The organism is Derxia gummosa DSM 723, assembly GCF_000482785.1.
In the GTDB taxonomy this organism is placed as follows: Bacteria; Pseudomonadota; Gammaproteobacteria; order Burkholderiales; family Burkholderiaceae_E; genus Derxia; species Derxia gummosa.
Genome location: NZ_AXWS01000014.1, coordinates 265,020 through 291,294, shown reverse-complemented (window position 1 = coordinate 291,294; position 26,275 = coordinate 265,020). Strand labels below are relative to the sequence as shown.

Genomic DNA, 26,275 nt, shown 5'->3' with positions numbered 1-26,275 from the left:
CGGACCGGCCAGCGGCAATCGTGGCGCCGGCTGCCTGGGCGGCCCGGTCAGCGCGAGCCGGCGTCGAGCGTGCTCAGGCGGTTGAGCGCGCGCAGCGTGTCGGCCTCGGGCCGGGCGGCCGAGCGCAGCCGGGGCGGCGCGGCGAGGCTGTCGGGCAGGTGTTCGCGCGCGTCGAGCCAGGCGAGGAAGTCGGCCTCGGCCAGCGGCACCGAGTACAGATAGCCCTGCAATTCGTCGCAGCCGAGTTCGGTCAGCGCGCGCGCCTGGGCCTCGGTCTCGATGCCCTCGGCCACGGTCTTCATGCCGATCGCGCCGGCCAGCCGCAGGATGGCCTCGACGATGAGGCGGCTCTCGTCGCAGCTGGCGATGTCCTGCACGAAGGCGCGGTCGAGCTTGAGCTGGCGCGCGCGCACCAGCCGCAGATAGGACAGGCTCGAATAGCCGGTGCCGAAGTCGTCGAGCGCCACGTCCACGCCGAGCGCGCGCAGTTCGCCGAGACGCGCGACGAAGCTGACCGGATCGGCGATGGCCGAGCTTTCGGTGATCTCGATGACCAGCGCGCTGCCATCGATGCGGTGGCGGCGCATCGCCTCGCCGATGCGCCGCGCGAGGTCGGGCTGGCGGAACTGCGTGGCCGACAGGTTGACGGCGACGCTGATGACGCGGCCGCGGTCGGCCAGGCGCGACGCGAGCGCGCAGCCGGCCTCGATCACCCAGTCGCCGATCGCGTTGACGAGGCCGAAGCATTCGGCCACGGGCAGGAAGTCGCCCGGCCCGAGCAGGCCGCGGCGCGGATGGCGCCAGCGCAGCAGCGCCTCGGCGCTGGTGACGCGGGCGTCGCGCGTGCCGATCTTGGGTTGCAGGAACAGCTCCAGCTCGTTCGCGGCGAGGGCGCGCAGCAGCTCGCCCTGGAGCCGCAGCATGTCGGCACTGACGGGCGTGAGCGAGGCGTCGTACACCACATGGCAGTCGCGCCCGGCGCGCTTGGCGGCCTGCATCGCGGCATCGGCGCGCACGCGAAGCTCGTGGTCGGCGTCGGCGTGGTCGGGCTGCAGCGCGATGCCGATCGACGCGGTCACGCGCAGTTCATGGCCGGCCACGACGCGCGGTCGGCGCACCGCCCCGAGCAGGGCGCCGGCCAGCGCGATGACGGCGTCGGCGCCCGGCGGGTCGCGCCACAGCAGCAGGAAGTCGTCGCCGTCCGGCCGGGCCAGCTCGCAACCGCCAGCGGGCCGGACCGGCTCACGCCCGGGCGCGTCGGCGCGGGAATCGCGCCGGCCCGCGCCGCATTGCGCCGCGAGGTCGGCCGCGACGTCGCGCAGCAGCGCGTCGCCGACGGCATGGCCGAGGCCGTCGTTGACCGCGTGGAAGCCGTCGAGATTGAGGTGCAGCAGCGCGAGCCGGCCCTGCTCGCGGCGCGCGCGCAGGCTCGCGAGGCGCAGCCGCCGTTCGAGCCGGCGCCGGTTGGGCAGGCCGGTGAGCGGGTCACGCGCGCTCAGGCGATGGATCTCGGCCTGGGCCCGCGCCATCGAGCGCGCATGCGCGGCGCGGCGGTGATGCGACTGGCGATCGAATTCGGCCAGCAGCGCGCCGAGCGTGAGCAGACCCAGCGCGCCGACGGTGACCGTGGCGACGAGGTTGTCCGGCCCGAGGCCGTCGGCCAGCGCGCCGCACACCGTGCCGGGCGCGAAGCGGGCCGCCGCCATCGCCGTGTAGTGCATGCCGGTGATCGCGATGCCCATGACCAGCGCGGCGGCGGCCGGCGCCAGACGACTGCCCGCATGCCGGCGTTGCAAGGCGCGCAGGATCACGATGGCCGCGCCCGAGGTGGCGATGGCGATCCCGATCGACGCGGCGAACAGGTCGTCTCGGTACTCGATGGCCGGCAGCATGCGCAGCGCGGCCATGCCCTCGTAATGCATCTCGCTGATGCCGCCGCCGATCACGATCGCGCCGAGCGTGCCGCGCCACGGCGGCAGCGGATCGCGCAGCGTCAGGTAGAGCGCGATGAACGAGGCCTTGAGCGCGAGCAGCCAGGACAGGAATGTGAGCCAGCGGTCATAGCCGACGGCGATCGGCAGCTCGAAGGCGAGCATGCCGATGAAATGCATCGACCAGATGCCGGTGCCGAGCGCCAGCGCGCCCGCGCCCAGCCAGGCCAGCCGCCGCGCCGGCCGCGCGCCCGCCAGCCGGTCCGCGAGCAGCAGCGCCGTGTACGAGGCGCCGGTCGCGACAACCAGTGACAGCAGGACGAGGAGGGGCTGGTGACTGCCTTGCATCGGGGGAACCGGACGGACGGCCGCGCGGGACGCACGCGGACAAAGGCGTTACGGCGCGATGCAAGGTCAGCTTGATGCGGGCATGCCCGGGGCGCCGACGGATGGCGGGGGCTTGCGGATGATGGCGGGCTTCGACTTCGGCCCGGCATTGCGCCGGTCCGCGTGGATCGGGCGCGGGCCGGATCGCCGGCCGCGCCCCGGTGGCATCAGCCGCGCAGGATCTGCGTCACGTCGCGCACCGCGCCGGTGTCGGCGCTGGTGGTGAGGGCTGCATAGGCTTGCAGCGCCGCGCTCACATGACGTTCGCGGGTGCGCGGCTTGAAGGCGCGGTCGCCGCGCGCCAGTTCGGCCGAGCGGCGTTGCGCGATCAGCGACTCGCCCACGTCGAGATGGATAGTGCGGTTCGGGATGTCGATGACGATGGTGTCGCCGTTCTCCACCAGCGCGATGTCGCCGCCCATCGCCGCCTCGGGCGAGGCATGGCCGATCGACAGACCCGACGTGCCGCCCGAGAAGCGGCCGTCGGTCAGCAGCGCGCAGGCCTTGCCCAGACCCTTCGACTTCAGATAGCTCGTCGGGTAGAGCATTTCCTGCATTCCGGGTCCACCTTTGGGGCCTTCGTAGCGGATGACGACGATGTCGCCCGCGACGATCTTGTCGCCGAGGATGGCCTCGACCGCGTCGTCCTGGCTCTCGAACACGCGCGCGCGGCCGGTGAACTTGAGGATGGATTCATCGACGCCCGCCGTCTTCACGATGCAGCCGTTGCGCGCGATGTTGCCGTACAGCACGGCGAGGCCGCCGTCCTGGCTGAAGGCGTTTTCCTTGTTGCGGATGACGCCCTTCGCGCGATCGGTGTCGAGCGAGGGATAGCGGCGGTCCTGGCTGAACGCGACCTGGGTCGGCACGCCGCCGGGCGCGGCCCGGAAGAAGTCCTTCACCGCCTCGTCGGCCGTGACCGTCACGTCGTACTTCGCGATCGCCGCGCCGAGCGTCGGCGAATGGATCGTCGGCACGTCGCGGTTGATGAGGCCCGCGCGGTCCAGCTCGCCGAGGATGGCCATGATCCCGCCGGCGCGGTGCACGTCTTCCATGTGCACGTCGTTCTTGGCCGGCGCCACCTTGCTCAGACAGGGCACGCGGCGCGAGAGGCGGTCGATGTCCTTCATCGTGAAGTCCACGCCGGCTTCGCGCGCGGCGGCGAGCAGGTGCAGCACGGTGTTGGTCGAGCCGCCCATCGCAACGTCAAGGCTCATCGCGTTCTCGAAGGCGGCGAAGGTGGCGATGGAGCGCGGCAGCACCGATTCGTCGCCCTGCTCGTAGTAGCGGCGCGCGATCTCGACCGCCTTGCGGCCGGCTTCGAGAAAGAGCTGCTTGCGGTCGGCATGCGTCGCGACGATCGAGCCATTGCCGGGCAGCGACAGGCCGAGCGCCTCGGTCAGGCAGTTCATCGAGTTGGCGGTGAACATGCCCGAGCACGAGCCGCAGGTCGGGCAGGCCGAGCGTTCGTACTCGGCCACTTCGGCGTCGCTTACCTTGTCGTCGCCGGCCTTGATCATCGCGTCGATCAGATCGACGGGGATGATCTTGGCTTCCCACTTCACCTTGCCGGCTTCCATCGGGCCGCCCGACACGAACACGGCGGGGATGTTGAGGCGCATCGCGGCCATCAGCATCCCGGGGGTGATCTTGTCGCAGTTGCTGATGCAGACGAGCGCGTCGGCGCAGTGCGCGTTGACCATGTACTCGACCGAGTCGGCGATCAGGTCGCGCGAGGGCAGCGAATACAGCATGCCGCTGTGGCCCATCGCGATGCCGTCATCGACGGCGATGGTGTTGAACTCCTTGGCCACGCCGCCCGCCGCCTCGATCTCGCGCGCGACGAGCTGGCCGAGGTCCTTGAGGTGGACATGGCCCGGCACGAACTGCGTGAAGCTGTTGGCGATGGCGATGATCGGCTTGCTGAAGTCGTCATCCTTCATGCCGGTGGCGCGCCAGAGCGCGCGGGCGCCGGCCATGTTGCGGCCGGCGGTCGAGGTGCGTGAGCGGTATTGGGGCATGGTCTGGGTCCCGTAAGAGCAGGGCGGGCCGGCCGTGGCAGGCGCCGCGCGCGGCGCGGCGGTGGCTGGCGGGCGGCCCGGTCGCGCGCGGGATCGCGCGCGGGGAATCCGCGAGTATCGCGCAGCCCGCATGCGGCGCTTGCCCCCACGCGGCGTGGGCCTATTCTTCGGCCCGTCCGCAAAACCCGACCGGAAGCCTCAGATGATCACCGCCGCCATGCTGTCGCTCATGCGCGATAGCTGCATGAACGCCCTCATCCTCGTCGAGAACGTCGAGGAGGCCGAGTTCCGCCGCTCGCGCCTCACGCGCGCCGAGGTCCGCAAGCACTACCGCACCGTGGCCGAGACCGCGCGCAACCTGGAGCCCGAGGTGCGCACCGCCCTCGCCAAGATCGACTGGCCCGGCTGGGCGCGCGTGCTCGCGGCGCTCGACGCGGGCGACGGCGACGAGCAGAGCGCCGTCGTGTGGGAAGCCATCCGCCTGCTCGGCCCGGCCACGCTCACCTGGTTGCGCGTGTATCCGAAGATTCATCCGGAGCTGTTCGAGATGAAGCCCTTCGCGGGCTGAGGCGCTGCCGCGTCGGTGGCGGCTTGCCGGCCGCCGACTCGGCAGCCTTGCCGGTTCCACGCTGCCTTCGGCGCATGACCGCCGTGCCGCCTGCCTCACGCCGCCTTCAGCGCCCCGCCACCGCAGCGCGCGCAGAACACCGTCCCCTCGCGCAGGTGGTAGCGCACCGTCTCGCCGGCATCGATCTCGCCGCCGCAGCCGTCGCAGACCGAGCCCACCTCCATCACCATCTCGCCGAAGCCGCCGACCGGCGCCTCGAACTCGCCCACCTTCTTGGGCCAGGGCGCGGGCTTCACGATCTCGCCGCGGTAGTGGTTCTCGATCGCGTGCCAGCGCCGCACGAGGTCTTCGGTCAGGCCGTGCTCGCGCAGCACGGTGAGCATGAGCTGCTCGCGGTGGTCGAACAGCGCGTCCGAAATCACCATCCAGTGATGCGAGTTGCGCGGCCGGTTGCCGAAATACACCTTCTCGCCCGTGATCAGCTCCTTGAGGAAGGAGTACTGCTTCTCGACCAGCCGCGCCTGCGTGAACTTGTGGAAGAAGGGCGCGAGCAGCGGGTCGGCGTAGACCCGCGTGTAGAAGTCCTCCAGCACCTCGCGCACGAGCGCGCCGTCGCCGAGCGCGGCCCAGAGCGCCGGATCGGCGGGCGGCGCGGCCGGCTCGGGATGGGCGGGCGGGGCGCTCGCGGCATCGGCGTCCGGCGTCGGGCTGTCGGCCGCCACCGTCACGGCCGGCGCGTCGGCGCCCGGGTCGGGCGCGAGCTGCATCTCGATCGTGTCGCCCTCGGCGAGCGCGGCGATCACGGCCAGCGCGAAGGCGTCGTCGGCGCCGAACACCAGGTCGAGATAGAAGTCCCGCGCCGGGTCGCTCGCGGCGACGGCGCCGCCGGTCTCGCCGCCCGGGCCGCGCAGATGGAGCCGGCTGCCGGGCGCGCAGGCGATCGGGGTGAGCGGCTCGAACCGGCATTTCCAGCCGCCGTCGGGCAGGGCGTCGCGGCTGGCGAGCAGGGCGCCGATCCAGAAGTGCGCGGGATCGGGCGGCTCGAAGCTCAGTTCGGTCTCGGGCACGCAGATGCAGGGCAGGAAGTAGCCGAGCGCGATCAGCTCGGGCGCGAGATTGCGTGCCGCGCGCTGGCCCGGACTGCCCGCCGTGCAGCGCTGGAGGCAGCTGCGGCAACTGCCGCCACGGCAGGAGAAGGGAATGGTGAGGCCGCGCCGGATGAGCGCGTCGAGCACGGTTTCGCCGGGCAGGGTGTCGATGGACACGCCCCGGGTGTGGATCTGCGTCATGGCCTGGAGGAGTGGCTGCCGGGAATGATCCGCAGTCTGCGCGGCGCGGGCCGGGCGCGGCGGCGTCCCGGCGCAAGGCGGGGAGTTTTCGGCCGCGCACCCGAGCGATTTGTGCGGGTTTTCAGCGTGAGCGGATGCTCAAGTGCTGCGCGTCGCCATCACGGCCTCGCATTCGGCGATGGCGGCGGCGAGAAGGGCGGCGCCGTCGGCATCGCCGGCGACGCCACGGCCGCCGGCGCGGTCGCGTGCGCCGATGAGCGCGAGCCGCCAGTCGTAGTCCATGGCCGAGGCCTCGCCCTTGCCGGGCGCGGCGCTGTCGCGGATGAGCGCGCGGTGCAGCGGTCCGCGCTTGCCGATGGCAAGGCTGACGTGGCGCGGCGCGGCGGGGTCGGCGGGCTGGCGCGATTCGGCGAGGGTCGTGAAGTCGGCGGGCATGGCGGGCGGCGCGGACAGGGCGCGCGTGGCGTGGAGGAGGCGGCGAGGATCGCCCGGCCGCCCGCGCCTGACCAGCGCCGCCGCGCTCCGGCGAGCGCGCGGGTGGCCGGTCCGCGCACCGTTTGCGTGGCCGCGCGCCCAGGGCGCCGGCCTCTCAGCCCGTGCCCTCAGCCCGTGAACAGCAGCGCCAGGTTGCGCCGGAAGCGCGGGCTTTCCACGCGCCGCATCAGCACCCGCTTCACGAAGCTCACCTGCGCATACGCCAGCACCCAGGCGCAGCCGAACACCACCACGTAACGCAGCTGGAACGGCAGGTGGAACACCGGAATCAGCGCGATGTGCCAGAGGTAGATCCAGATGCTGTTCTGCGCCGCGAAGCGCAGCAGCCCGATCAGCTTCAGCCGCGTCACCGCCGCCACCAGCGCATCGCCCGCGAGCCACAGCAGCGCCGACACGCCGAGCGCATAGCTCAGGTAGTAGGCCGACGGCGGGTACTTGAACTGCTGGGTCGAGACGATGAAGCCATACCGCCAGCGCAGCCATGCCGCCGTCGCCGCGAAGCCGGCCAGCGCCACGCCCGCGAACAGCGCCACCGCGCGCCGGGGCACGTCGGGCAGCCGCAGCCCGGCCGCGAACACCAGTGCATAGCCGATCGTCTCCAGCACCAGCGTCTCGAACAGCGCGCCGGCCGGCGTGCCCAGCCACGGCCCGAGCCACCACAGCAATGCCTGATAGGCCAGCAGCCCCAGGCCGAGCCCGCCGAACCAGCGCCCCTGCGACGGCGTGCGCCGCGCCAGCCACCACAGGCCCGGCGCCAGCAGCGCGAGCAGCAGGAACACGCGGATCACCCACACATAGCCGATGCCCGACATGAGCGTGTAGCTCGACAGCACCGTCGGCGCGTCGGGCAGCGGCGTCGGAAAGCCGAGCGCCGCGCAGCTCAGGAAATAGCCGGTCAGGAAGATCCACACCGGCAGCAGCAGCCGCTTCACGCGCTTCCACGCATAGGCGCCGAAGCTCTCCTGCCGGTACGACAGCCCGAAGGACAGGCCCGACACCAGCACCATGAGCGGCACGTCGAAATTGCGCAGCTGGAACACCAGCGCGGGCGGCTCGACATGGGCGAGCACGATCATCGCCAGACCGAGAAAGCGAAGCAGATCGATCTTGTCATCACGCATGACGGACCTCCGGAGCGGGCGCCGACCCCGGGCCGGCTTTGTCGCGCTGCAACATAGTCGGCACGCGCGATCGAAGTCGTTACCGAAGGCATCGCTTCGAAGCCTTCCCGACGGCCGCGCGTCCCGGTCGGGTGTCGCCGCGACGGGCATCGGGCCTGCGCGTCCGCCGACCGCCGCCGCGCCCGCGGGCCGCGCCGCAGCGCATGAGGCCGCTGTCTCGCCCGCTGGCAGAATCGCCGCGCCTTCCGTTCGCCGCCTCCCATGCCCCGCAAGCCTCGCCCGCGCTCCGCCAACCGCGTCACCCTCGCCGAAGTCGCCGAGGCCGTCGGCGTCAGCGCCATCACCATCTCGCGCGCGCTCAACACGCCGGCGCTCGTGGCCGAGCCGCTGCGCGAGCGCATCCTGGACGCGGTCGAGCGCATGGGCTACGTGCCCAACCGCCAGGCCCGGCTGCTGGCCGAGGCGCGTTCGCAGACGGTGCTGGTGCTCATCCCGTCGCTTACGAACACCGTGTTCATCGACGTGCTCGCCGGCATCGAGGCGGTGCTTGGGCCCGCCGGCTACCAGATCCTCATCGCCAACACCCACTACTCGGCCGAGGAGGAACTGCGCCTGTTGCGCAGCCATCTCGAATACAAGCCCGACGGCATCCTCGTGAGCGGTCTCGCGCAATCGCCCGACTGCCGCGCCTGGCTCGACCGCCACGGCCTGCCCACCGTCCACCTCATGGACCTCGCCGACGACGGCCGGCATTGCGTCGGCTTCTCGCAGCTCGCGGCCGGGCGCGCGCTGACCGGGCACCTCATCGAACGCGGCCGGCGCCGCATCGCCTTCATGGCCGTCCAGCTCGACGAGCGCACGCTCAAGCGCGCCGACGGCTGGCGCGCCGCGCTCGGCGCCGCCGGTCTCGCCGACGAGTCGCTCTACTTCGCCGACCCCGCGCCGTCGAGCATGGCGCTCGGCGCCGACCTGCTCGACCGCATCCTCGCCGCCCGGCCCGACTGCGACGCCGTGTTCTGCTGCAACGACGACCTCGCCATCGGCGCGCTCGCCCGCGCGCGGCGGCGTGGCATCGCCGTGCCCGAGCGGCTCGCGATCGTCGGCTTCAACGACCTCCAGCCGGCGGCGTGGACCCTGCCCGCGCTCACGACCGTCGCCACGCCGCGAGAGCAGGTCGGGCGCGCGGCGGCGCGGCGGCTGCTCGACCTGATCGCAGGCGATGTGACGGGCGAGGCGGCGGTCGATCTGGGTTTCGAGTTGCGGGTGCGCGAGAGCGGTTGAGGGGGGCGGCGCACGCCGGCCGGCCGTTCGGGCGCGCGCTCGCCTGCCCGGGCGGCTCGCCGCAGTCGCCCGCGAAGGAATTGCTCGCCCCAGGACCGCTCTCCACGATCGCGCCTCCAGCCAGAAACACGGGAGAAAGCGTGAACGCACGCATGTACCGCGCGGGCGCGCCCGCCCGTCGCCGCATCGCCGGCCTGATCCTCGTCCTCTCCTGCATCGGTGCGCTGCCTGCGCGGGCAGCGCTCGTCGAGCGCGATCTCGTCGCCGGCAGTGGCGACGCCCATCTCACCTTCGACAGCGGTACCGGCCTTGAGTGGCTCGACGTCAGCCTCACGACCTACCGCTCGTTCCGCGACATCGCCGGCGGCAGCGGCGGCTGGCTCGACCTCGGCTTCCACATCGCGACCGGTGCCGAGGTCGGCGCCCTGATTGCCTCGGCCGGTCTGGCACCGAACCAGCACCACACCTGGAACGCCTCGGTGATCGGTCCGCAGCCTTCGTTCAACGACGTCCAGCGCGTCCAGACGCTCGCCAACCTGCTCGGCACCACCTTCCGCTACGAGGACGAAGGCTCGCCCACATTGCGCCGCTCGGTCCTGGGCTACATCGCCGACGACTACCTGACACACCCCTGGTACGGCAACTACGGCCGCTATGCCGAGATCGGCTACTACATCACGCCGACCTGGGCGACCGCCGTCGCCACCGATGGCAGCGGCAGCCAGATCTACCGCGACCAGCGCTATGCCGAATTCGGCACCTTCCTCGTCCGGGCGGCGGCGCCTGTCACCGCCGTGCCCGAGCCGTCCCTGCCCGTGCTGGGCGCCGTGAGCGCGCTGGCCTTGCTCGGGCTGCGTATCGCGCGGCGCCGCCGTTGAATGGCCGCTTTGCATTCCCGGGAAACCCCGAGGATTGCAAATCGTTTGATAACGCTAACATCCGCCCCATCAAGCGCAGCCTTTGTCCTGCGCTTTTTCTTGACCACGGATTGTTAACGTAAACATGCGAGCACCGAACCTTGTCGTGATGGGCGTCGCCGGCTGCGGCAAGAGCAGCGTCGGGCTGGCGCTGGCCGAGGCGCTCGGCGCGGTCTGGCTGGAAGGCGACGCCTTTCACCCGCCGGCCAACATCGCCCGCATGAGCGCCGGCATCCCGCTCGACGACGACGACCGCGCCGGCTGGCTCGCGGCGCTGGCCGACCGGCTCGCCGCCGGCCGCGCGCGCGGCGAGCGCATGGTGCTCGGCTGCTCGGCGCTCAAGCGGCGCTACCGCGACCGCCTGCGTCTTGGCGACCCCGACCTCGTGTTCGTGCATCTGGCCGGCAGCCGCGCGCTGATCGGCGAGCGCATGGCGGCGCGGCCCGGCCATTTCATGCCGCCGAGCCTGCTCGACAGCCAGTTTGCCGCGCTGGAGCCGCCGCGCGGCGACGAACCGCACTTCACCGCCAGCGTCACCGCCGCGCCCGAGGCCATCCGCGACGCGGTGCTCGGCTGGCTCGCCGCCGGCATGCCGGCCGGCGCCGCCGTGCTGTCGCCTCCCGCCACCGACGCCGCCCCGTTGCCTACCGACGGTCGCGCGTCAGCGCCTGCCGCCACGCCGGCCCGCTGATCCCCATCCGATCCGACCGCCCCACGCGGCACCCCACGAGGAGACCCCATGACTTCCCCCACCCCCACCCGCCCGCGCGGCGGGCGCCGCTGGCGCATCGGCGGCCTGCTCGGCATCGGCGTGCTGGTCAACTACTTCGACCGCATCAACCTGTCGGTGGCGGCGCCCCAGCTGCAACAGGAATTCGGGCTCGACGCCTCGGACATGGGGCTGCTGTTCAGCGGCTTCTTCTGGACCTATGCGCTGTTGCAGATCCCGACCGGCGTGGTGCTCGACCGCTTCGGCGTCACGCGCATCGGCCGCCTCGGCGCCTTTCTGTGGGGCGTGGCCTCGACCATCACGGCGCTGGCGAGCGGCTTCGGCGGCATCCTGCTGGCGCGCGCCATCCTCGGCGTGGCAGAGGCGCCGGGCTTTCCCGTGAGCAGCAAGGCGACGGGCTACTGGTTCCCGCGCCGCGAGCGCGCGATGGCCACCGCCATCTTCGACGCCGCCGCCAAGTTCTCGAACGTGATCGGCGTGCCGCTCATCGCGCTGGCCGTTGTGCACCTGGGCTGGCGCTGGGGCTTCGGCATCACGGCGGCGCTGAGCTTTGCCTACTTCGCGGCCTTCTACCTCATCTACCGCGACCCGAGCGCCGACCCGAAGCTCACGCGCGAGGAGCGCGACTACATCGTGGGCGGCGGCGCCCAGCCCGAAGGCACCTCGACCGAGAGCGCCGTCGGCATGCTCGGCTACCTGCTCCGGCAGAAGAAGGTCTGGGGCCTGACGATCGGCTTCGCGGCCTACGGCTACACCTTCTACCTCTTCCTCACCTGGCTGCCGGGCTATCTCGTGCAGACCATGCACATGAGCATCCTCAAGTCGGCCGGCTATGCGGCGATCCCGTGGCTGTGTGCGACGGTGGCCGACCTGATCGTCGGCGGCTGGCTCATCGACCATCTCATCGCCAAGGGCCATGACGAGACCAAGGTGCGCAAGGGCGTGCTGCTGGGCGGCATGGCCTGCGGGCTGGCGGTGTTCGGCGCCACGACCACGACCGATCCGGCGGTGGCGATCGCCTGGATCTCGCTCGCGCTGTCGGGGCTGGCGGCGGCGGCGCCGGTGGGCTGGTCGCTGCCCTCGCTCATCGCGCCCAAGGGCGGCACCGGCACGGTGGGCGGGATCATGAACTTCGCCAACAACCTCATGGGCGGCGTCGCGCCGATCGTGACGGGCTACATCGTGGGCGGCAGCGGCTCGTTCGGGAATGCGTTTGCCGTCGCGGGCGTGGTGCTGCTGGTGGGCATGGCGAGCTTCACCTTCCTGCTCGGGAAGATCGAGGCGGTGCCGGAGCCGGTGCGCGAAGGCGTGCTGAAGCCGCTGGCGCACTGAGCTGGCGGCGCGGCCGTGCGGCCCGTACGCGCGGGCGCTGCGAAGGCCAGCGCGTGCAGGCCGAGGGCATTGGCGACCCAGCAGAAGGAAAGCACGCACATCCCGTCGCAACTTCGCGCTTCGTGATGTCATCTTCTGCTGTTACCCTGCGGCATCGCATCGCGACATCGCCAGCTTCGCCCTCTCACCGCGAAGCCCGGCTCCGGCCACGGAGCCCCGAGTCAATCCCGGCATGCGCCTCGACCCCGACCGCTTCCTTCCGCAACCGGGGTCCGTTTCTTCCCTTCATGTTCTGTACGGCAGCCCTCGCGAGGCGCTGCCCGGCCGCCGGCGCTTGCGCTCGCGCGCCCTTCGGAGCGTGGATGGCACCCATGGCATTCGGGCCGCCAATCCTGCTTGTGTCGCCCACGACGGGCGACGGGACGTTTCAACCATGACTTCGCAACACCACAGCTTTTCGCTCGGCCGCTTCTCCTTCCACTCGCTCGCGCAGCGCATGGATGACGGCCGCTTCCGCGCCAGCCTCTCGATCCGCAGCGGCGAGGGCAGTTCCACCACCGGACGCATCGTCCGCTTCACCCGCCGCTTCGACACCGATGCCGCCGCCCACGCCTATGCGCGCGAGCAGGGCCTCGACTGGGGCGCCGACGCGGGTCGCACCAGCGGGTTCAGCCGCTGAGCGCCGCGCCCATCCACCTGCGCTACACGGTCGCGCTCGATTACGAGGTGTTCGCGCCCGGAGCCGACCTCGTGCTCGGCATCCATGCCGCGCAGACCGCGCGTCAGCGCCTGTGCGCCGAGTCGCTCGACATCACGCCGGCGCTGCACTGGCGCGTGACGCCGGGGCCCGACCACAACCGGCGGCTGCGGCTGTCGGCGCCGCCGGGCCGGCTGCGCGTGCGCTATGCGGCGACGGTCGCGATCGAGCATCACGTCGCCGCGCCCGCCAGCCTCGCCGAAGTGCCCGTGCACGGCCTGCCCGACAGCGTCCTGCCCTGGCTGCTGCCGAGCCGCTATTGCGAATCGGATGTGCTGCACGGCCTCGCGCTGGAGCAGTTCGGCCGGCTGCCGCGCGGCCATGCGCGCGTGACGGCGATCCGCGACTGGGTCAACCGCCGCGTGCGCTTCCGCTCGGGCAGTTCAAATGCCAGCACCACCGCCTGCGACACCGCGCGCTCGGGCGAGGGCGTGTGCCGCGATTTCGCGCATCTGATGATCGCGCTGTGCCGCGCGGTGGGCATTCCGGCGCGCTTCACGACCGGGCTCGACTACGGCGCCGATCCGGCGCTCGGGCCCTCCGACTTCCACGCCTATGTCGAGGCCTATCTCGGCCATCGCTGGTATCTGTTCGACCCGTCGGGCACGGCGCTGCCGATGGGCTTCGTGCGCATCGCCACCGGGCGCGACGCGGCCGACGTGGCCTTTGCGACGATCTACGGCCCGGTCGATCCGGCGCCGCCGGTGGTCGGCATCTGCGCTGTCGCGGGCGAGGACGGCGAGCTGCGCGTGCCGCTGGCGACGGCGATGGCGCTGTCGACAGACGGCGGTTGAGCGGCGGCGAGTTCGACGTTGCCGCCCGGACCGCCGGCCAGCGCGCCCGGCGGTCCGCCGGCGGCGGACCCGCCTCGTGCCCCGCGTCGCGGTCCGCCGCCCGTCAGGCCGCGACCGCCTCGCCCGCACGCTGCGCCGCGAACAGCTCGGCCAGCAGCGAGAGCGTGATCGTCCCGCCCAGATTGCCGGCGTCGTCGATCACCTCGTACAGCAGGTCGTCCTGCCCGGGCCGCATGCTGAACAGCACGATCGCATCCACCTCGCCGCCGCCCTCGCGGTGCGGCGTCTCGGTCGCGGGCGAGATCGTGTAGCTGCCGGTCGGCCGCGACTCGCGCAGGCTGCCGTCCTCCTCGTAGATGCGGTGCTCGCCGCGCACGACGAAGGTGTGGTTCAGCGCCTTGTGACGGTGCAGCACGATCTGCTGCCCGGCGTCGAACCGGAAGATCACGTCGGCGATGCGCTGCTCCATGTCCACGTTCAGGATCGAGAACGCGAAATGCGGCAGCTCGCCGAAGGGCTGCCAGCGGATGCCGTCGGGGTTGAAGTGGGCGGTGGTCATGGTTTGTCTCCGTGGTGATGGCCGGATTGGCCATGCCGATTGGAGCCCGCCCGCCCTGTCCACCCTCAGAGCCGGATGCACGACGAGACGCAGGGGAATTGCCCACGTCGTTGCGCCGTTGCCGCGCCAGGCCCGCATCCGCGTCCCGCCGCGCGACTGCGGCAAGCCCGGCCCGCTGCCGCCGGCCGCCGGTCCCGCTGCCGAACAACCTTCACCCGCTCAGCCTCCGAACAATCGCCCCGCGTGAATCCCCAGCCCCACCGCCACGCTGGCAAACCGGTCGCCCGTCACCGCCTGCGCCTTCGGGAAGCCGGCGCGGATGCGCTCGGTCAGCAGCCGCAGCCCGGTCGAGCCGCCGGTGAAGTACACCGCGTCGATCTCGTCCGTGCCCACGCCCGCGAGGCGCGCGGTCTCGGTCGCGGCGCCGACGATGCGGGCGATCTCGTCGTCCACCGCCTGCACGAGTCCGGCCTCGTCGAAGTCGAGCGCCAGTTCGCGCTCGATCAGGGACAGATCCACGCGCGTGCTGCCGCCGGCCGCGACGGCGATCTTCGTGTCTTCGGCGATGCCGAGCAGGCCGTGGCCGAGCTGGTCTTCGAGCACGCGCATCAGCCGGGCGTGCTGGGCGCGGTCGGCGTACAGATGCTTCGTGCCCGCGAGGTCGGCGATGCGGCGCGGCGTGTAGAGCGTGTTGATCAGGTGCCAGGTCGCGAGGTCGAAGTACACGCCGCTCGGCACCGGCTTGCCGTCCGGCCCGACGCTGCCGTGGCCGAGCGGGCGCAGCACGCTCGCCAGCGCCACGCGGCGGTCGAAGTCGGTGCCGGCCACATGCACGCCGTGGTGGCCGAGGATGTCGTCGCGCCGGTCGAGCCGCTTCGCGCGCTCGGGGCCGACGCGCACCAGCGAGAAGTCGGACGTGCCGCCGCCGATGTCGGCCACCAGCACGAGCTGCTCGTGATCGAGCCGCGACTCATGGTCGAAGGCCGCCGCGATCGGCTCGAACTGGAAGGCCACCTCCTTGAAGCCGACGCTGCGCGCCGCCGCCGCGAGCGCTGTCTGGGCGGCGATGTCGCGCTCGGGGTCGTCATCGACGAAGAAGGCCGGCCGGCCGAGCACCACCTGCGTCAGCGGCTTGCCGGCGGCGGCCTCGGCCTTGGCCTTCAGATGGCGCAGGAAGGTGGCGATCACGCCGATGTAGGGGATGCCGCGCCCGCCGCCGATGTCGGTCGTGCGCTCGATCAGGTCGCTGCCGAGGATGCTCTTCATCGAGCGCATGAGCCGCCCGTCGATGCCGTCGATGTAGCTCGCGACGGCGGCGCGGCCGTAGTCGATGCGGTTGTTGTCGGCGTCGAAGAAGACGGCGGTCGGCAGCGTGACGGCCTGACCTTCGAGCGGCACGAGGCGCACCACGCCACCGGCCGGCACGCCGGCGCCGTCGGCCGGCGGCGTGGCGGCGCCGCTTCCGACCGGGCGGAACGCGCGCGCGGGCAGCGCGACCGCCGAGTTGGAAGTGCCGAAGTCGATGGCGCAATGGGTCATGGGCTTGCCGTGGGGAAGGAGGAGGGCGCGCAAGACTAGCAGCCACCGTGCTGCTGTCAGTGCCCGCCTCGCGGGCAAAAAACCGTGAGATTTGTCACTTGACTGGCTTGCTCGGATTGCGCCGAGTCAATCGAAAGCCGACTGCGAGCCAGGATGCTCGACCGCATTGCGAATCGGTCGAGGAACTCATGGAAAGCAGTCAGGCCCTGGTTGTCTGGGACGAGGAATACAGCGTCGGCATCCCCGAGGTTGACGAGCAGCACCGCGGGCTGTTCGAGCTGGTCAACCGCGTGTACGAGGCCGCCGTCCACCACGCCAGCTCGGCCGAGGTGCGCGAGATCGTCGATGCGCTGGAGCACTACACGGTGCTGCACTTCGCCGACGAGGAGCGCTACATGCTCCACGCGCGCTATCCCGACTTTCCGTCGCACAAGGCCAAGCACGACGACTTCGTCGCCCGCGTGCGGGTCGAGAAGCAGCGCCTCCAGGCCGGCTTCCCGCTCGAACTCGACATCGTCAACTTCCTGAGCGACTGGCTGGTCAGCCACATCCTTCGCGCCGACCGCGACTTCGGTGAATACGAGCGCCAACTGCATGCCGACGTGCGCCGCAGCCGGGCCGGCTTCTTCGCGCGCTTCTTCGGCGGCGCTGGCGCCCACACCCAGCAGGCCACGCAGCAGAAGGGCTTCGGCGGCTGGCTCAAGCGGGTGTTCTCGGCCGAGCCGGTGCCCCAGGTCCAGCACAACACGCGCATGCAGGGGCCGGCCACGATGATCAATCCGGCCACGCGCCCGGCGCTGCCGCACACCACGACCGCGGCGCCGCATGCCACCAACATCTCGCCCGAGGACGCGATCGACCTCACGCGCGCCGTCGAGCTGCTGATGCGCTGGAAGGCTCAGTTCCGCTCCGCCATCGAGGAAGGCCGCGAGGCCGAACTCGACCCGGCCGTGGTCGGCCGCAGCGAGCTGTCGGCGCTCGGCATCTGGATCGCCAACGAGGCGCGCCAGCGCTTCGCCAGCCATCCGGCCTATGCCGACGTGCAGATGTGGCATGCCGAACTGCACCGCCAGGCCACCGAGCTGATCCTCATGCTGCGCGCCGGCCAGCGCGACAAGGTGATGGAGCACGGTCTCGACGGCGGCCCCTATGCGCTTGCCGGCATCAAGCTGCGCCGTGACCTCACGCGGCTGTTCACGCCGCCCAAGGTTTGACGCGGCGGCCGTCGCGCCGGCCGAGGGCGCCTGGCGCCATCGCCTCGGCGGCCCGCGCCGTCTGACAGTCCTCGCAACATCCGTCACCTCTGGCGCCGTCCGGCGCTCGGCGGCTCGGCACTACCATGGCGGCCCCGCCTTCAAGGCGCTTTCTGTCCTCCCCCATGATTCCTGTCGAGAACGCTGCCCCGGCTCCCGAGGGCGGCAAGGTCGGGTTCACGCGCTGCGAGGCCGTCGGCTTCGGTCTGGTGCTGGCCGGTCTGGTGTTCGTGCTGCATTTCCATCTGCTCGCGGCGCTGTTCGCGGGCTGCCTGGTGCATGAACTGGTGCATCTGCTGGCCGAGCACGCTCCGGTGCAGAGCCGGGGCCGGCGCAAGGTGATCGTGATCGGCGTGCTGACGACGGTGGTCGTCGGCGGTCTGGTGGCGGCGGGGCTGGGGCTGATCGCCTTCGCGCGCGGGCCGGCGATGGCCGAGGTCATCGCGCGCAGCGCCGAGGTGCTCGACCAGGTGCGCGACGCGCTGCCCGAGCGCTGGGCCGCCTACGTGCCCGATGGCCTCGACGAGCTGCGCGAGCGCGGCGCCGAGCTGCTGCGCGCCCACGCGGCCGAGCTGCAACTGGCCGGCCGCAGCGCCGGACTGATGGTGGTGCACCTGCTGATCGGCATGATCGTCGGCGCGATGGTGTCGCTGCGCGAGGCGAGCCGGGGCTTTGCCGGCGGGCCACTTGCCGCCACGCTGCACCGCACGCTCGCCGCTTTCGGCGCGGCGTTCCGCAACGTGATCTTTGCGCAGGTGCGGATCTCGGCCATCAACACGACGATGACGGCGATCTACCTCGCGGCGATCCTGCCGCTGTTCGGCGTGCAGCTGCCGCTGCTCAAGACGCTGATCGCCTTCACCTTCGTGATCGGGCTGATTCCGGTGGCCGGCAATCTCATCAGCAATACCGCGATCGTGCTGGTGGCGCTCACCCATCATCCGGTGACGGCGGCAGCGTCGCTCGGCTACCTGATCTTCATTCACAAGCTGGAGTACTTCCTCAACGCCCGCATCATCGGCGGCCGGGTCCATGCCCATGCGTGGGAGCTGCTGGTGGCGATGCTGGCCTTCGAGTCGGTATGGGGCATCGGCGGGCTGGTGGCGGCGCCCGTGGTGTACGCCTTCGTGAAGAGCGAACTGGTGCGCGTGCGCCTGATCTAGGAGAAATCAGGCACTTTGGGGTTTGTAACAAGGGTTTTACCTGAGGCCCGGGTTCGGTGCTTGCTGTCTCACTACGCTCACCCGGCCTGATCAGGCCGGGGCTGGCCCAGCAGGGGCTGGCGCGAACCGCAGCGATAACAAGGAAACCCCATGGAACTGACGATGGATGCCGTGCCGGCCAAGACCGCCGCAGGGAAGGACGAAGTGGCAGGCCGGCGCCTGAACCTGTCGCGCCGCGAACGCAACCTGCTGCTGCTGGCCGATGGCCAGCGCAGCGTGGCCGAACTCATCGTCATGACCGGCTCTCCCGATCTCGATGCCGTGAGCCGCCTGCTCGACGAAGGTCTGCTCGAATGCCGGGAGCCGGTCGCGCCAGCGCCCCAGACCGAGGCTCCGGTGCAGCCTGCCGCGCCCGAACCCCGGCGCAATGTCCTCATCGAGATGCTGCGCGACTCGATCAGCACCTACGACGAGGTGTCGAAGCTTCAGCGCGGCCTGCTGCCCTGAGCGGCGCGGCGCGCCCTGCCTTGCCGAGGGGGGAGGCGTGACAAGGCCGCGGCGCACCAGCATCGTCCCCGCCGGAGCCGGTGTTGATGTCGGCGAGGTAGCCGCGTCGGATCCACCTCAGTCCGAGCTGCCCGCCGCCTCGGCCAGCGCCGCGTCCAGTTCGGCCAGCCAGGCCGTCGCCGACGCATCGCTCGGCATGCGCCAGTCACCGCGCGGCGACAGCGCACCGCCGTGGCTCACCTTCGGCCCGTTGGGCATCGCCGTGCGCTTGAACTGGTTGGCGAAGAAGCGGCCGATGAACAGCCGCAGCCACTTGCCGATTTCCTCCAGCGAATAGGCATTGCGCTTGTCCGCCGGAAAGCCGGGCGGCCAGGCGCCGCTTGCCGCGTCGCCCCAGGCGCGGTGCGCCATGAAGGCGATCTTCGACGGCCGGAAGCCGAAGCGCGCAAGCCAGTACAGGTTGAAGTCCTGCAACTCGTAGGGGCCGATCTTGGCCTCGGTGCTTTGCGGCGCGTCGCCCTCGCCAGCCGGGATCAGCTCGGGCGAGATGACGGTGTTGACCACGGCGTCGAGCGTCGCGCTGGTGTCGGCGTCGAACAGGCCTTCGTGGATGACCCAGCGGATCAGGTGCTGGATCAGCGTCTTGGGCACGCCGGCGTTGACGTTGTAGTGCGCCATCTGGTCGCCGACGCCGTAGGTGCACCAGCCGAGCGCCAGTTCCGACAGGTCGCCGGTGCCGATGACGATGCCGCCGAGGTGGCCGGCGAGGCGGAACAGGTAGTCGGTGCGCAGGCCGGCCTGCACGTTCTCGAAGGTGAGGTCGTAGTGGGCCTCGCCCTCGGCGTAGGGATGGCCGATGTCCTCCAGCATGCGCAGCGCGGCGGGGCGGATGTCGATCTCGGCGCAGGTGGTGCCGAGGCTGCGCATCAGCGCCCAGGCGTTGCTCTTGGTGGCGTCGCCGGTGGCGAAGCCGGGCAGGGTGTAGGCGTGAATGCTGGCGCGCGGCAGGCCGAGCAGGTCCATCGCGCGCGCGACGACGATGAGCGCATGCGTCGAGTCGAGCCCGCCCGACACGCCGATCACCACCTTCTTCAGCCCGGTCGCGCGCAGGCGCTGCACGAGGCCCGCGACCTGGATGTTGTAGGCCTCGTAGCAGTCGGTGGCGAGGCGCTCGGGGTCGGCGGGCACGAAGGGCAGGCGCTCGATGTGGCGGCGCAGGCCGAGGTCATCGGCCGGCAGCGAGAGCAGGAAGCCGACGCGGCGCCAGCCGTTGATGCTCGCGGCTGCGTGCAGCGGCGCGGGCAGGGTCACGTCGGGCATGGCGGGCGACTGCTGCGTCCCCGGTCCCGCCGCCGCGCCGAGCGCGCGCGCGTTGTCGTCGAAGCTGCCCATGCGGGCGCGCTCCTGGCGGATGAGGTCGAGGTCGATGTCGGCGGTGGCGATCTGGTCGCCGGTCGGGAAACGGTCGCTCTCGGCCAGCACCTCGCCGCATTCGTAGATGCTCACCTGGCCGTCCCAGGCGAGGTCGGTGGTCGATTCGCCGAGGCCGGCGGCCGAGTACAGATAGGCGGCGGCGCAGCGCAGCGAATGCGACTTGCACAGCAGCCGGCGCGTGTCGCTCTTGCCGATCGTGATGTTGCTGGCCGACAGGTTGGCCAGCACGGTCGCGCCCGCGAGCGCGGCGGTGGCGCTGGGCGGCACCGGCACCCACACGTCCTCGCAGATCTCGGCATGCACGACGAAGCCCGGCAGGTCGTGAGCCTCGAACAGCAGGTCGGTGCCGAAGGGCACGCTGCGCGCGCCGACCGCGATCGTCTGCCCCGCCACGCCCGCGCCCGACGCGAAATGCCGCTTCTCGTAGAACTCGCGGTAGTTGGGCAGGTAGGTCTTGGGCACGACGCCGAGCAGATGGCCCGACTGGATCGCCACCGCGCAGTTGTAGAGCCGGTTGCCATGGCGCAGCGGCGCGCCGACGAGCACCAGCGTGCGCCAGTGCGACGAGGCTTCCACCAGCGTCTCGACGGCGGCTTCCACCGCGTCGAGCAGCACGTCCTGCAACAGCAGGTCGTCGATGGCGTAGCCCGACAGCGCCAGCTCGGGAAAGACGGCGAGCGCGACGCCGTCGTCATGGCACCGCTGCGCGAGGCGGGCGACGGCGGCGGCATTGCTGGCCGGATCGGCGAGGCGGACGGGATTGCTGCACGCGGCCACGCGCGCGAAGCCGTGGCGGTAGAGGCTGAAGAAGCTCATGGGCGGGAACCGGAAGCGGAGGCGGCCCTGCCCGCGCCCGTCGATCGGGCCGGCCCGGGCCGCCGGAAAGACGGCGACCGGGCGATTCTGACCGAGGCGGGCGCCGCGGCATGTCGGCGAAGCCCGCGCCGTGAATGCCGACGGGTCTGTCCGGCCCCGCGCCGGCCGCCCTCAGGCGAAGACGTAGTCGCTGACGGTCGTGCTCGCCGCATGCTCGAGCGTGGCGACGAGGGTCAGCTCGCCGGCCGAGACGGTGGCGTCGGCATCGGCCGATTCGAACACCCACACCGCGCTGCTCGTGCCGTTGTCGGTCACGAACACGCGGGTGTCGCCCACGGCATAGGCCGAATCGGCGCTACCGATGGCGTGAGCGGCGGCGGCGGCGCTGGTGAGGCGGCCGACCACGTCGGTCTCGACGATGACCAGTTCGGCCGAGGCCGCGAAGCCGTCCGGCCCGGCCACCGACACCGCGCCGTCCACCACGGCGTCGCCGTTGCCGATGCCGAGCGTGGTGGCGGCAAAGCTGATCTTGTCGGTGCCCGAGACGAAGTCGCTCACCTTGTCGGCGCCGCTCAGGTTGTCGAACACGAACACGTCGGCACCGTCACCGCCGCGCAGCACGTCGCTGCCGCTGCCGCCGTTGATGCGGTCGTCGCCCGCACCGGCCTCGATGCGGTCGCGGCCCGAGCCGCCATTCAGGTCGTCGTTGCCGGCACCGGAATGGATCCGGTCATTGCCCGCACCGCCGGTGACGCTGTCGTCGCCCGTCGTGCCTGCAAGGTCGTCGGCGCCCCGGCCGCCGCGGATGTGGTTGATCTCGTGGTTGATGTCGTCGTGACCGCCGCGCTTGCCTGCCATGTCGTTCTCCTCGGGTGGGGTGGCGCCGCATGGCGCCCGGTTGGCGGCCGCGTCTGGAAGGTTGCGCGGGTCGCCGTTTGATGTGCGTATTGAATGTGCTTTTTTCACATCTGTAAAGCAGACAATAGAAAACCGGCCGACGAGCGGTGAAACGGAACCCGCACCCTCGCGCGGCCAGTGACCGCCAACAACCTCTGGTGCGATTTCATCGCTTGCGACTGAATCGCATGCGCGGGCAGACTCGATCCATGAATCCGCTCGCCGCCCCCCTGCCGCCCCTCGGTCCGCCCGTCGCCGTCGATGACGGTCCGCCCTTCGACCGCGACGCCGCCCTGCGCCTCGACAACCAGCTCTGCTTCGCCCTGTACTCGGCCAGCCTGGCGATGACCAAGGTCTATCGCCCGCTGCTCACCGAGCTTGGCCTGACCTATCCGCAATACCTCGCGATGCTGCTGCTGTGGGAGCGCGACGGCCTCGGCGTGGGCGAACTGGGCGAGCGGCTGTTTCTCGATTCGGCCACGCTCACGCCGCTGCTCAAGCGGCTGGAGCAGGCCGGCCTCATTGCGCGCAGCCGCGACACGGCCGACGAGCGCCGCGTGATCGTCAGCCTCACCGACGCGGGCCGCGCCCTGCGTGAACGCGCCCATCCGCTGCCGCCCGCCATCCTCGAGGCGACCGGCTGCGGGCTGGCCGAACTGGCCGAGCTGAAGGCCCGGCTGGAGGCGTTGCGCAAGCGCTTGCAGGCGGCGGGCGGCTAGCGCGTCCGCAAGCGTGGCGCGCTGCCGCGCCGATCCGCCCGCGCGGGCGCCATGCGCGGGCCGCACCGGCGGCGGGCGCGGCCGGAACCGCCTCCGCACCGACGCTCAGGCGAACAGATAGCTCGTCGTGTAGTCGATGTCGGCGGCGCCGAGCACGCCGCCCGATACCAGGCCGACCATTGTCAGCTCGTCCGCATCGACCGTCGCATCGCCGTCGGCGCTCGTGAACAGCCAGATCGCGCTGCGTGCGCCGTCGTCGGTCAGGAACAGGCGCGCCTCGCCGACGGACCAGGCCTGATCGGCATGACCGATCGCGGCGGCGGTCTGCCGCGCATTGCCGAGCGAGCGCAGGTCGGCGTCGATGATCACGACCGTGTCCTGCGCCGACACGCCGGCATGCGCGCCGACGGTCCGCACCTGCCCGTCGCCATCGATCAGGTCATCCAGGCCGAGCACCACGCGATCGCTGCCGGCAGTGAAGTCGAGCACGCGGTTCAGGCCGTCCGGCGCAAAGAACACGAAGCTGTCGGCCCCCGCGCCGCCGCGCAGGCTGTTGCCGCCGCTGCCGCCGTCGAGCGTGTCGTTGCCGTCGCCGCCTTCGAGCGTGTCGTTGCCGGCGTCGCCCGACAGGGCGTCGGCACCGTCGCGGCCCAGCAGCCGATCGTTGCCGGCGCCGCCCGTGATCGTGTCGTCCCCCGCGCCGCCGTCCATGCGCACGGCGGTCTGCCAGCCGCGCAGCACGTCGGCATACGCGCTGCCGATGACCGACTCGATGCCGTCGATCGCAATCGCCGCGCTGCCGCCGGCAAGGCTGGCGCTGCCGGTGTCGACGCCCGCCTGCGTCGCGTCGAGCACGAGCGTGACCGCGCTCCCCGCGCCGGCGAAGGACAGCAGGTCGCTGCCCGCGCCGCCCTCGATCCGGCCGCCGTCGCCGTCGGTGACGATGAAGGTGTCGTCGCCCGCGCCGCCGTCGAGCGTGTCGGCGCCGGTGGCGCCGGCGAGGGTGTCGTTGCCCGCCCCGCCTGACAGGCTGTCGTTGCCGGCATTGCCGCGCAGCACATCGTTGCCGCCGTAGCCGTCGATCACGTCATCACCGCTGCCGCCGGCGAGCAGGTCGGCGCCGTTGCTGCCGCCGATCGTGTCGGCATGCGCGCTGCCGGTCACGCGCTCGAAGCCGCTCACCACGTCGTCGCCGGTCAGGCCCGTGGCGAGCGTCGCGTCGAGCAGTACCACCACGCCGTGGCCGACGCGGCCGTAGCTGAGGGTGTCGATGGCGTCGCCGCCGTCGAGCGTGTCGCCGTCGCCGCCGGCGATGACGGTGTCGTTGCCGGCGCCGCCGTCGAGGCTGTCGGTGCCGCTGCCGCCGTCGAGGCTGTCGTTGCCCGCGCCGCCCGAGAGCCAGTCGTCGCCCGCGCCGCCGGACAGCGCGTCGCTGCCGTCGTCGCCCGCGAGCCAGTCGTTGCCGTCGCCGCCTTCGAGGCTGTCGTCGCCGCCGCCGCCTTCGAGGTTGTCGCCGTCCGCGCCCCCGTCGAGGCGGTCGCCGCCCGCGCCGCCGCGCAGGACGTCGCTACCGTCGCCGCCGTCGATCGAATCTTCGCCGTCGCCGCCCTGGATCGTGTCGTCGTCGTCGCCGCCGCGCAGCAGGTCGTCGCCCGCGCCGCCGTCGAGGGTGTCGAGGCCCGAGCCGCCATCGATCGTGTCGCGGCCGTCGTCGCCGTCGAGATGGTCGTTGTCGCTGCCGCCGTCGATGCTGTCATCGCCGCTGCCGCCCCAGGCGTAGTCGGGATTGGCGCCGGCGGTGATCAGGTCGTTGCCGTCGTCGCCGTACAGGGCATCGACGGTGTAGCTGCCGATGAGGGTGTCGTCGCCGTCGCCGCCGTGGGCCTCGCCGCCCTCGAAGGCGATGCCGGTGTAGAGCAGGTCGTTGCCGGCGCCGCCGAAGAGGGTGTCGAAGCCTTCGTCCCCGTCGAGGGTGTCGTCGCCGTCACCGCCGTAGATGACGTCGTTGCCGTAGTCGCCGATGAGCGTGTCGTTGCCGCTGTCCCCGGTGATGGTGTCGTTGCCATCACCGCCACGGATGCTGTCGGCGCCACTGGCACCGAGGAGGCTGTCGTTGCCACTGCCACCGTCGATGACATCGCCGGCGGTCGGGCTGCTGCCGTTGTAGGCAATGTCGGCGTAGATCGTGTCGTCGCCGTCGCCGCCGCGCAGGGTCTCGCGGCCTGCGGCGCCCCAGAGCCGATCATTGCCCGCGCCGCCCGACAGCGAGTTGCTGCCATCGCCTCCGTCGATCGTGTCGTCGCCCGCGCCGCCGTCGATGCTGTCGTTGCCGGCACCGCCCTCGATGGTGTCGCTGCCGTCGCCGCCGTCGATCGAATCGTCGCCGCTGCCGCCCCGGATCGTGTCGTCGTCGTCGCCGCCGCGCAGCAGGTCGTCGCCCGCGCCGCCGTCGAGGGTGTCGCGACCCCAGCCGCCGTCGATCGTGTCGCGGCCGTCGTCGCCGTGGAGATTGTCGTTGTCGCTGCCGCCGTCAATGCTGTCGTCGCCGTTGCCGCCCCAGGCGTAGTCGGGATTGGCGCTGGCGGTGATGACGTCGTTGCCGTCGTCGCCGTACAGGGCGTCGACGGTGTAGCTGCCGATGAGGGTGTCGTCGCCGTCACCGCCGTGGGCCTCGCCGCCCTCGAAGGCGATGCCGGTGTAAAGCAGGTCGTTGCCGGCGCCGCCGAAGAGGGTGTCGAAGCCTTCGTCCCCGTCGATGGTGTCGTCGCCGTCGCCGCCGTAGATGACGTCGTTGCCATAGCCGCCGAGGAGCGTGTCATTGCCGCCGTAGCCCCAGATGCTGTCGTTGCCGGCCGAGCCGACGATGGATTCGTCGAGATCGAGCGACGGGTTGCCTGCGAATACGCCCATGAATGTTCTGGTCTGATGTGTCGTGTACATGGCGGCCCCGGTCCTGCTGCGGGCGGGGCGCGCGTCCGGCCGGGCGTGCTGCCTGGCAGGGGGGCGTGATCATGCCTGCGCGGATGCGCGGTGTGTGCCGCCGGGGTGACGGCGCAAGCGGACGGAGTCGCCAATGCCTGGACGGAGCGCCGCAACCGCGCGACCGGACCGGGCGGCCATTCCCGTCGCCACTGCCGTCGGACCGCGGATCACAACCGGAAACACTTGATGCTCGGCCAATCATTTATATCGTGTACGATCAAATCGTGTTCAATGTTATGGCGCCGGCGACCGAGCCCGGCGCCGTCACCCCGGTCCAAGGAGTCCGTCATGTCCCTCGAAAAGGTCCTGTACACCGCCGAAGCCACCGCCACCGGCGGCCGTGACGGCCGCGCCGTCACCAGCGACAACAAGCTCGACGTGGCGCTCGCGCTGCCGAAGGAAATGGGCGGCAACGGCGCCGGCACCAACCCCGAGCAGCTGTTCGCGGCCGGCTATTCGGCCTGCTTTCTGGGCGCGCTCAAGTTCGTCGCCGCGCGCGAGAAGGTCGCGCTGCCGGCCGACGCGCAGATCACCGGCAAGGTCGGCATCGGTCCGCTCCCGACCGGCTTCGGCATCCAGGCCGAGCTGACCATCTCGCTGCCCAGCCTCGACCGCGACGTGGCGCGGAAGCTGGTGGATGCCGCCCACATCGTCTGCCCGTACTCGAACGCGACGCGCGGCAACATCGACGTGACGCTGGTGATCGCCTGATCACCCGGTCGGCGGAGCCGGGCCGGTCGGCCCGTGTTCCGCCCGTCCCGGCCGTTCCGGTGCCCGGCGGGC

General features: G+C 71.5%; 22 protein-coding genes. 12 read left to right on the top strand and 10 right to left on the bottom strand.

Translation table 11 applies throughout. The features are described from left to right. Positions 1-47 precede the first annotated feature (47 nt). Both H566_RS25390 and ilvD read right to left on the bottom strand, forming a co-directional pair. Positions 48-2,279, bottom strand: a complete 2,232-nt coding sequence (locus H566_RS25390) for a putative bifunctional diguanylate cyclase/phosphodiesterase (RefSeq protein ID WP_051378801.1) — start codon at positions 2,277-2,279, stop codon at positions 48-50. A 206-nt stretch (positions 2,280-2,485) separates the two neighbouring features. Beyond that, positions 2,486-4,339 (bottom strand): dihydroxy-acid dehydratase, encoded by a 1,854-nt coding sequence (gene ilvD / locus H566_RS0114690; protein WP_028312025.1) that lies wholly within the window; start codon positions 4,337-4,339, stop codon positions 2,486-2,488. Positions 4,340-4,541: 202 nt separating this feature from the next. Between ilvD and H566_RS0114685 the strand changes: the two genes are divergently transcribed. After that, positions 4,542-4,907, top strand: a complete 366-nt coding sequence (locus H566_RS0114685; RefSeq protein WP_028312024.1) for a hypothetical protein — start codon at positions 4,542-4,544, stop codon at positions 4,905-4,907. Between the two features lie 95 nt (positions 4,908-5,002). Here H566_RS0114685 and H566_RS0114680 read toward each other — a convergent pair whose 3' ends face one another. From H566_RS0114680 to H566_RS0114670, 3 genes are all read right to left on the bottom strand, one after another. Then, positions 5,003-6,196, bottom strand: a complete 1,194-nt coding sequence (locus H566_RS0114680; protein WP_028312023.1) for a 2Fe-2S iron-sulfur cluster-binding protein — start codon at positions 6,194-6,196, stop codon at positions 5,003-5,005. Between the two features lie 138 nt (positions 6,197-6,334). After that, positions 6,335-6,631: a hypothetical protein gene (locus tag H566_RS0114675; RefSeq protein ID WP_028312022.1), complete on the bottom strand. Its 297-nt coding sequence runs from the start codon at positions 6,629-6,631 to the stop codon at positions 6,335-6,337. Positions 6,632-6,798: 167 nt separating this feature from the next. Further along, complete coding sequence (locus H566_RS0114670; RefSeq protein ID WP_028312021.1) at positions 6,799-7,812, bottom strand: acyltransferase family protein; 1,014 nt, start codon at positions 7,810-7,812, stop codon at positions 6,799-6,801. Positions 7,813-8,073: 261 nt separating this feature from the next. Between H566_RS0114670 and gntR the strand changes: the two genes are divergently transcribed. From gntR to H566_RS0114640, 6 genes are all read left to right on the top strand, one after another. Then, positions 8,074-9,093, top strand: a complete 1,020-nt coding sequence (gene gntR, locus H566_RS0114665) for an HTH-type transcriptional regulator GntR (RefSeq protein ID WP_028312020.1) — start codon at positions 8,074-8,076, stop codon at positions 9,091-9,093. Between the two features lie 140 nt (positions 9,094-9,233). Further along, positions 9,234-9,971: a hypothetical protein gene (locus H566_RS0114660; RefSeq protein ID WP_156924447.1), complete on the top strand. Its 738-nt coding sequence runs from the start codon at positions 9,234-9,236 to the stop codon at positions 9,969-9,971. 124 nt (positions 9,972-10,095) lie between these two features. Next, positions 10,096-10,701, top strand: coding sequence for a gluconokinase, GntK/IdnK-type (locus tag H566_RS25385; RefSeq protein WP_084545132.1), 606 nt, complete (start codon positions 10,096-10,098; stop codon positions 10,699-10,701). Positions 10,702-10,749: 48 nt separating this feature from the next. Beyond that, positions 10,750-12,072, top strand: a complete 1,323-nt coding sequence (locus tag H566_RS0114650) for an MFS transporter (RefSeq protein WP_028312018.1) — start codon at positions 10,750-10,752, stop codon at positions 12,070-12,072. A gap of 433 nt (positions 12,073-12,505) precedes the next feature. Continuing rightward, complete coding sequence (locus H566_RS25380) at positions 12,506-12,751, top strand: hypothetical protein (protein WP_034411850.1); 246 nt, start codon at positions 12,506-12,508, stop codon at positions 12,749-12,751. Positions 12,752-12,798: 47 nt separating this feature from the next. Continuing rightward, positions 12,799-13,623: a transglutaminase-like domain-containing protein gene (locus H566_RS0114640; RefSeq protein WP_425387955.1), complete on the top strand. Its 825-nt coding sequence runs from the start codon at positions 12,799-12,801 to the stop codon at positions 13,621-13,623. Positions 13,624-13,726: 103 nt separating this feature from the next. Here H566_RS0114640 and H566_RS0114635 read toward each other — a convergent pair whose 3' ends face one another. Next, positions 13,727-14,182 carry a cupin domain-containing protein gene (locus H566_RS0114635; RefSeq protein WP_028312016.1) on the bottom strand — a complete coding sequence of 152 codons (456 nt, stop codon included), beginning with the start codon at positions 14,180-14,182 and terminating at the stop codon, positions 13,727-13,729. A gap of 219 nt (positions 14,183-14,401) precedes the next feature. Further along, positions 14,402-15,721, bottom strand: a complete 1,320-nt coding sequence (locus H566_RS0114630) for an Hsp70 family protein (RefSeq protein ID WP_028312015.1) — start codon at positions 15,719-15,721, stop codon at positions 14,402-14,404. Between the two features lie 188 nt (positions 15,722-15,909). On the opposite strand from H566_RS0114630, the gene H566_RS27580 reads away from it, so the two are divergent. From H566_RS27580 to H566_RS27575, 3 genes are all read left to right on the top strand, one after another. Beyond that, positions 15,910-16,935 (top strand): bacteriohemerythrin, encoded by a 1,026-nt coding sequence (locus tag H566_RS27580; RefSeq protein ID WP_051378800.1) that lies wholly within the window; start codon positions 15,910-15,912, stop codon positions 16,933-16,935. Positions 16,936-17,099: 164 nt separating this feature from the next. Continuing rightward, positions 17,100-18,137: an AI-2E family transporter gene (locus tag H566_RS25370; protein WP_084545131.1), complete on the top strand. Its 1,038-nt coding sequence runs from the start codon at positions 17,100-17,102 to the stop codon at positions 18,135-18,137. 150 nt (positions 18,138-18,287) lie between these two features. Further along, a complete protein-coding gene (locus tag H566_RS27575; protein ID WP_051378799.1) occupies positions 18,288-18,644 on the top strand; it encodes a hypothetical protein in 357 nt (118 codons plus the stop codon). A 117-nt stretch (positions 18,645-18,761) separates the two neighbouring features. Here the strand turns inward: H566_RS27575 and H566_RS0114610 are convergent, their stop codons facing one another. Both H566_RS0114610 and H566_RS27570 read right to left on the bottom strand, forming a co-directional pair. Further along, positions 18,762-20,894 carry an NAD(+) synthase gene (locus H566_RS0114610; RefSeq protein WP_028312014.1) on the bottom strand — a complete coding sequence of 711 codons (2,133 nt, stop codon included), beginning with the start codon at positions 20,892-20,894 and terminating at the stop codon, positions 18,762-18,764. Between the two features lie 171 nt (positions 20,895-21,065). Then, a complete protein-coding gene (locus tag H566_RS27570) occupies positions 21,066-21,752 on the bottom strand; it encodes a calcium-binding protein (protein ID WP_051378798.1) in 687 nt (228 codons plus the stop codon). A 248-nt stretch (positions 21,753-22,000) separates the two neighbouring features. On the opposite strand from H566_RS27570, the gene H566_RS25355 reads away from it, so the two are divergent. Continuing rightward, a complete protein-coding gene (locus tag H566_RS25355; RefSeq protein ID WP_084545130.1) occupies positions 22,001-22,510 on the top strand; it encodes a MarR family winged helix-turn-helix transcriptional regulator in 510 nt (169 codons plus the stop codon). A 105-nt stretch (positions 22,511-22,615) separates the two neighbouring features. Here H566_RS25355 and H566_RS30405 read toward each other — a convergent pair whose 3' ends face one another. After that, positions 22,616-25,420 carry a calcium-binding protein gene (locus H566_RS30405; protein ID WP_051378797.1) on the bottom strand — a complete coding sequence of 935 codons (2,805 nt, stop codon included), beginning with the start codon at positions 25,418-25,420 and terminating at the stop codon, positions 22,616-22,618. 360 nt (positions 25,421-25,780) lie between these two features. On the opposite strand from H566_RS30405, the gene H566_RS0114590 reads away from it, so the two are divergent. Then, on the top strand, positions 25,781-26,203 hold the full coding sequence (locus tag H566_RS0114590) for an organic hydroperoxide resistance protein (protein ID WP_028312013.1): 423 nt from the start codon (positions 25,781-25,783) through the stop codon (positions 26,201-26,203). The last annotated feature ends 72 nt before the right edge of the window (positions 26,204-26,275 follow it).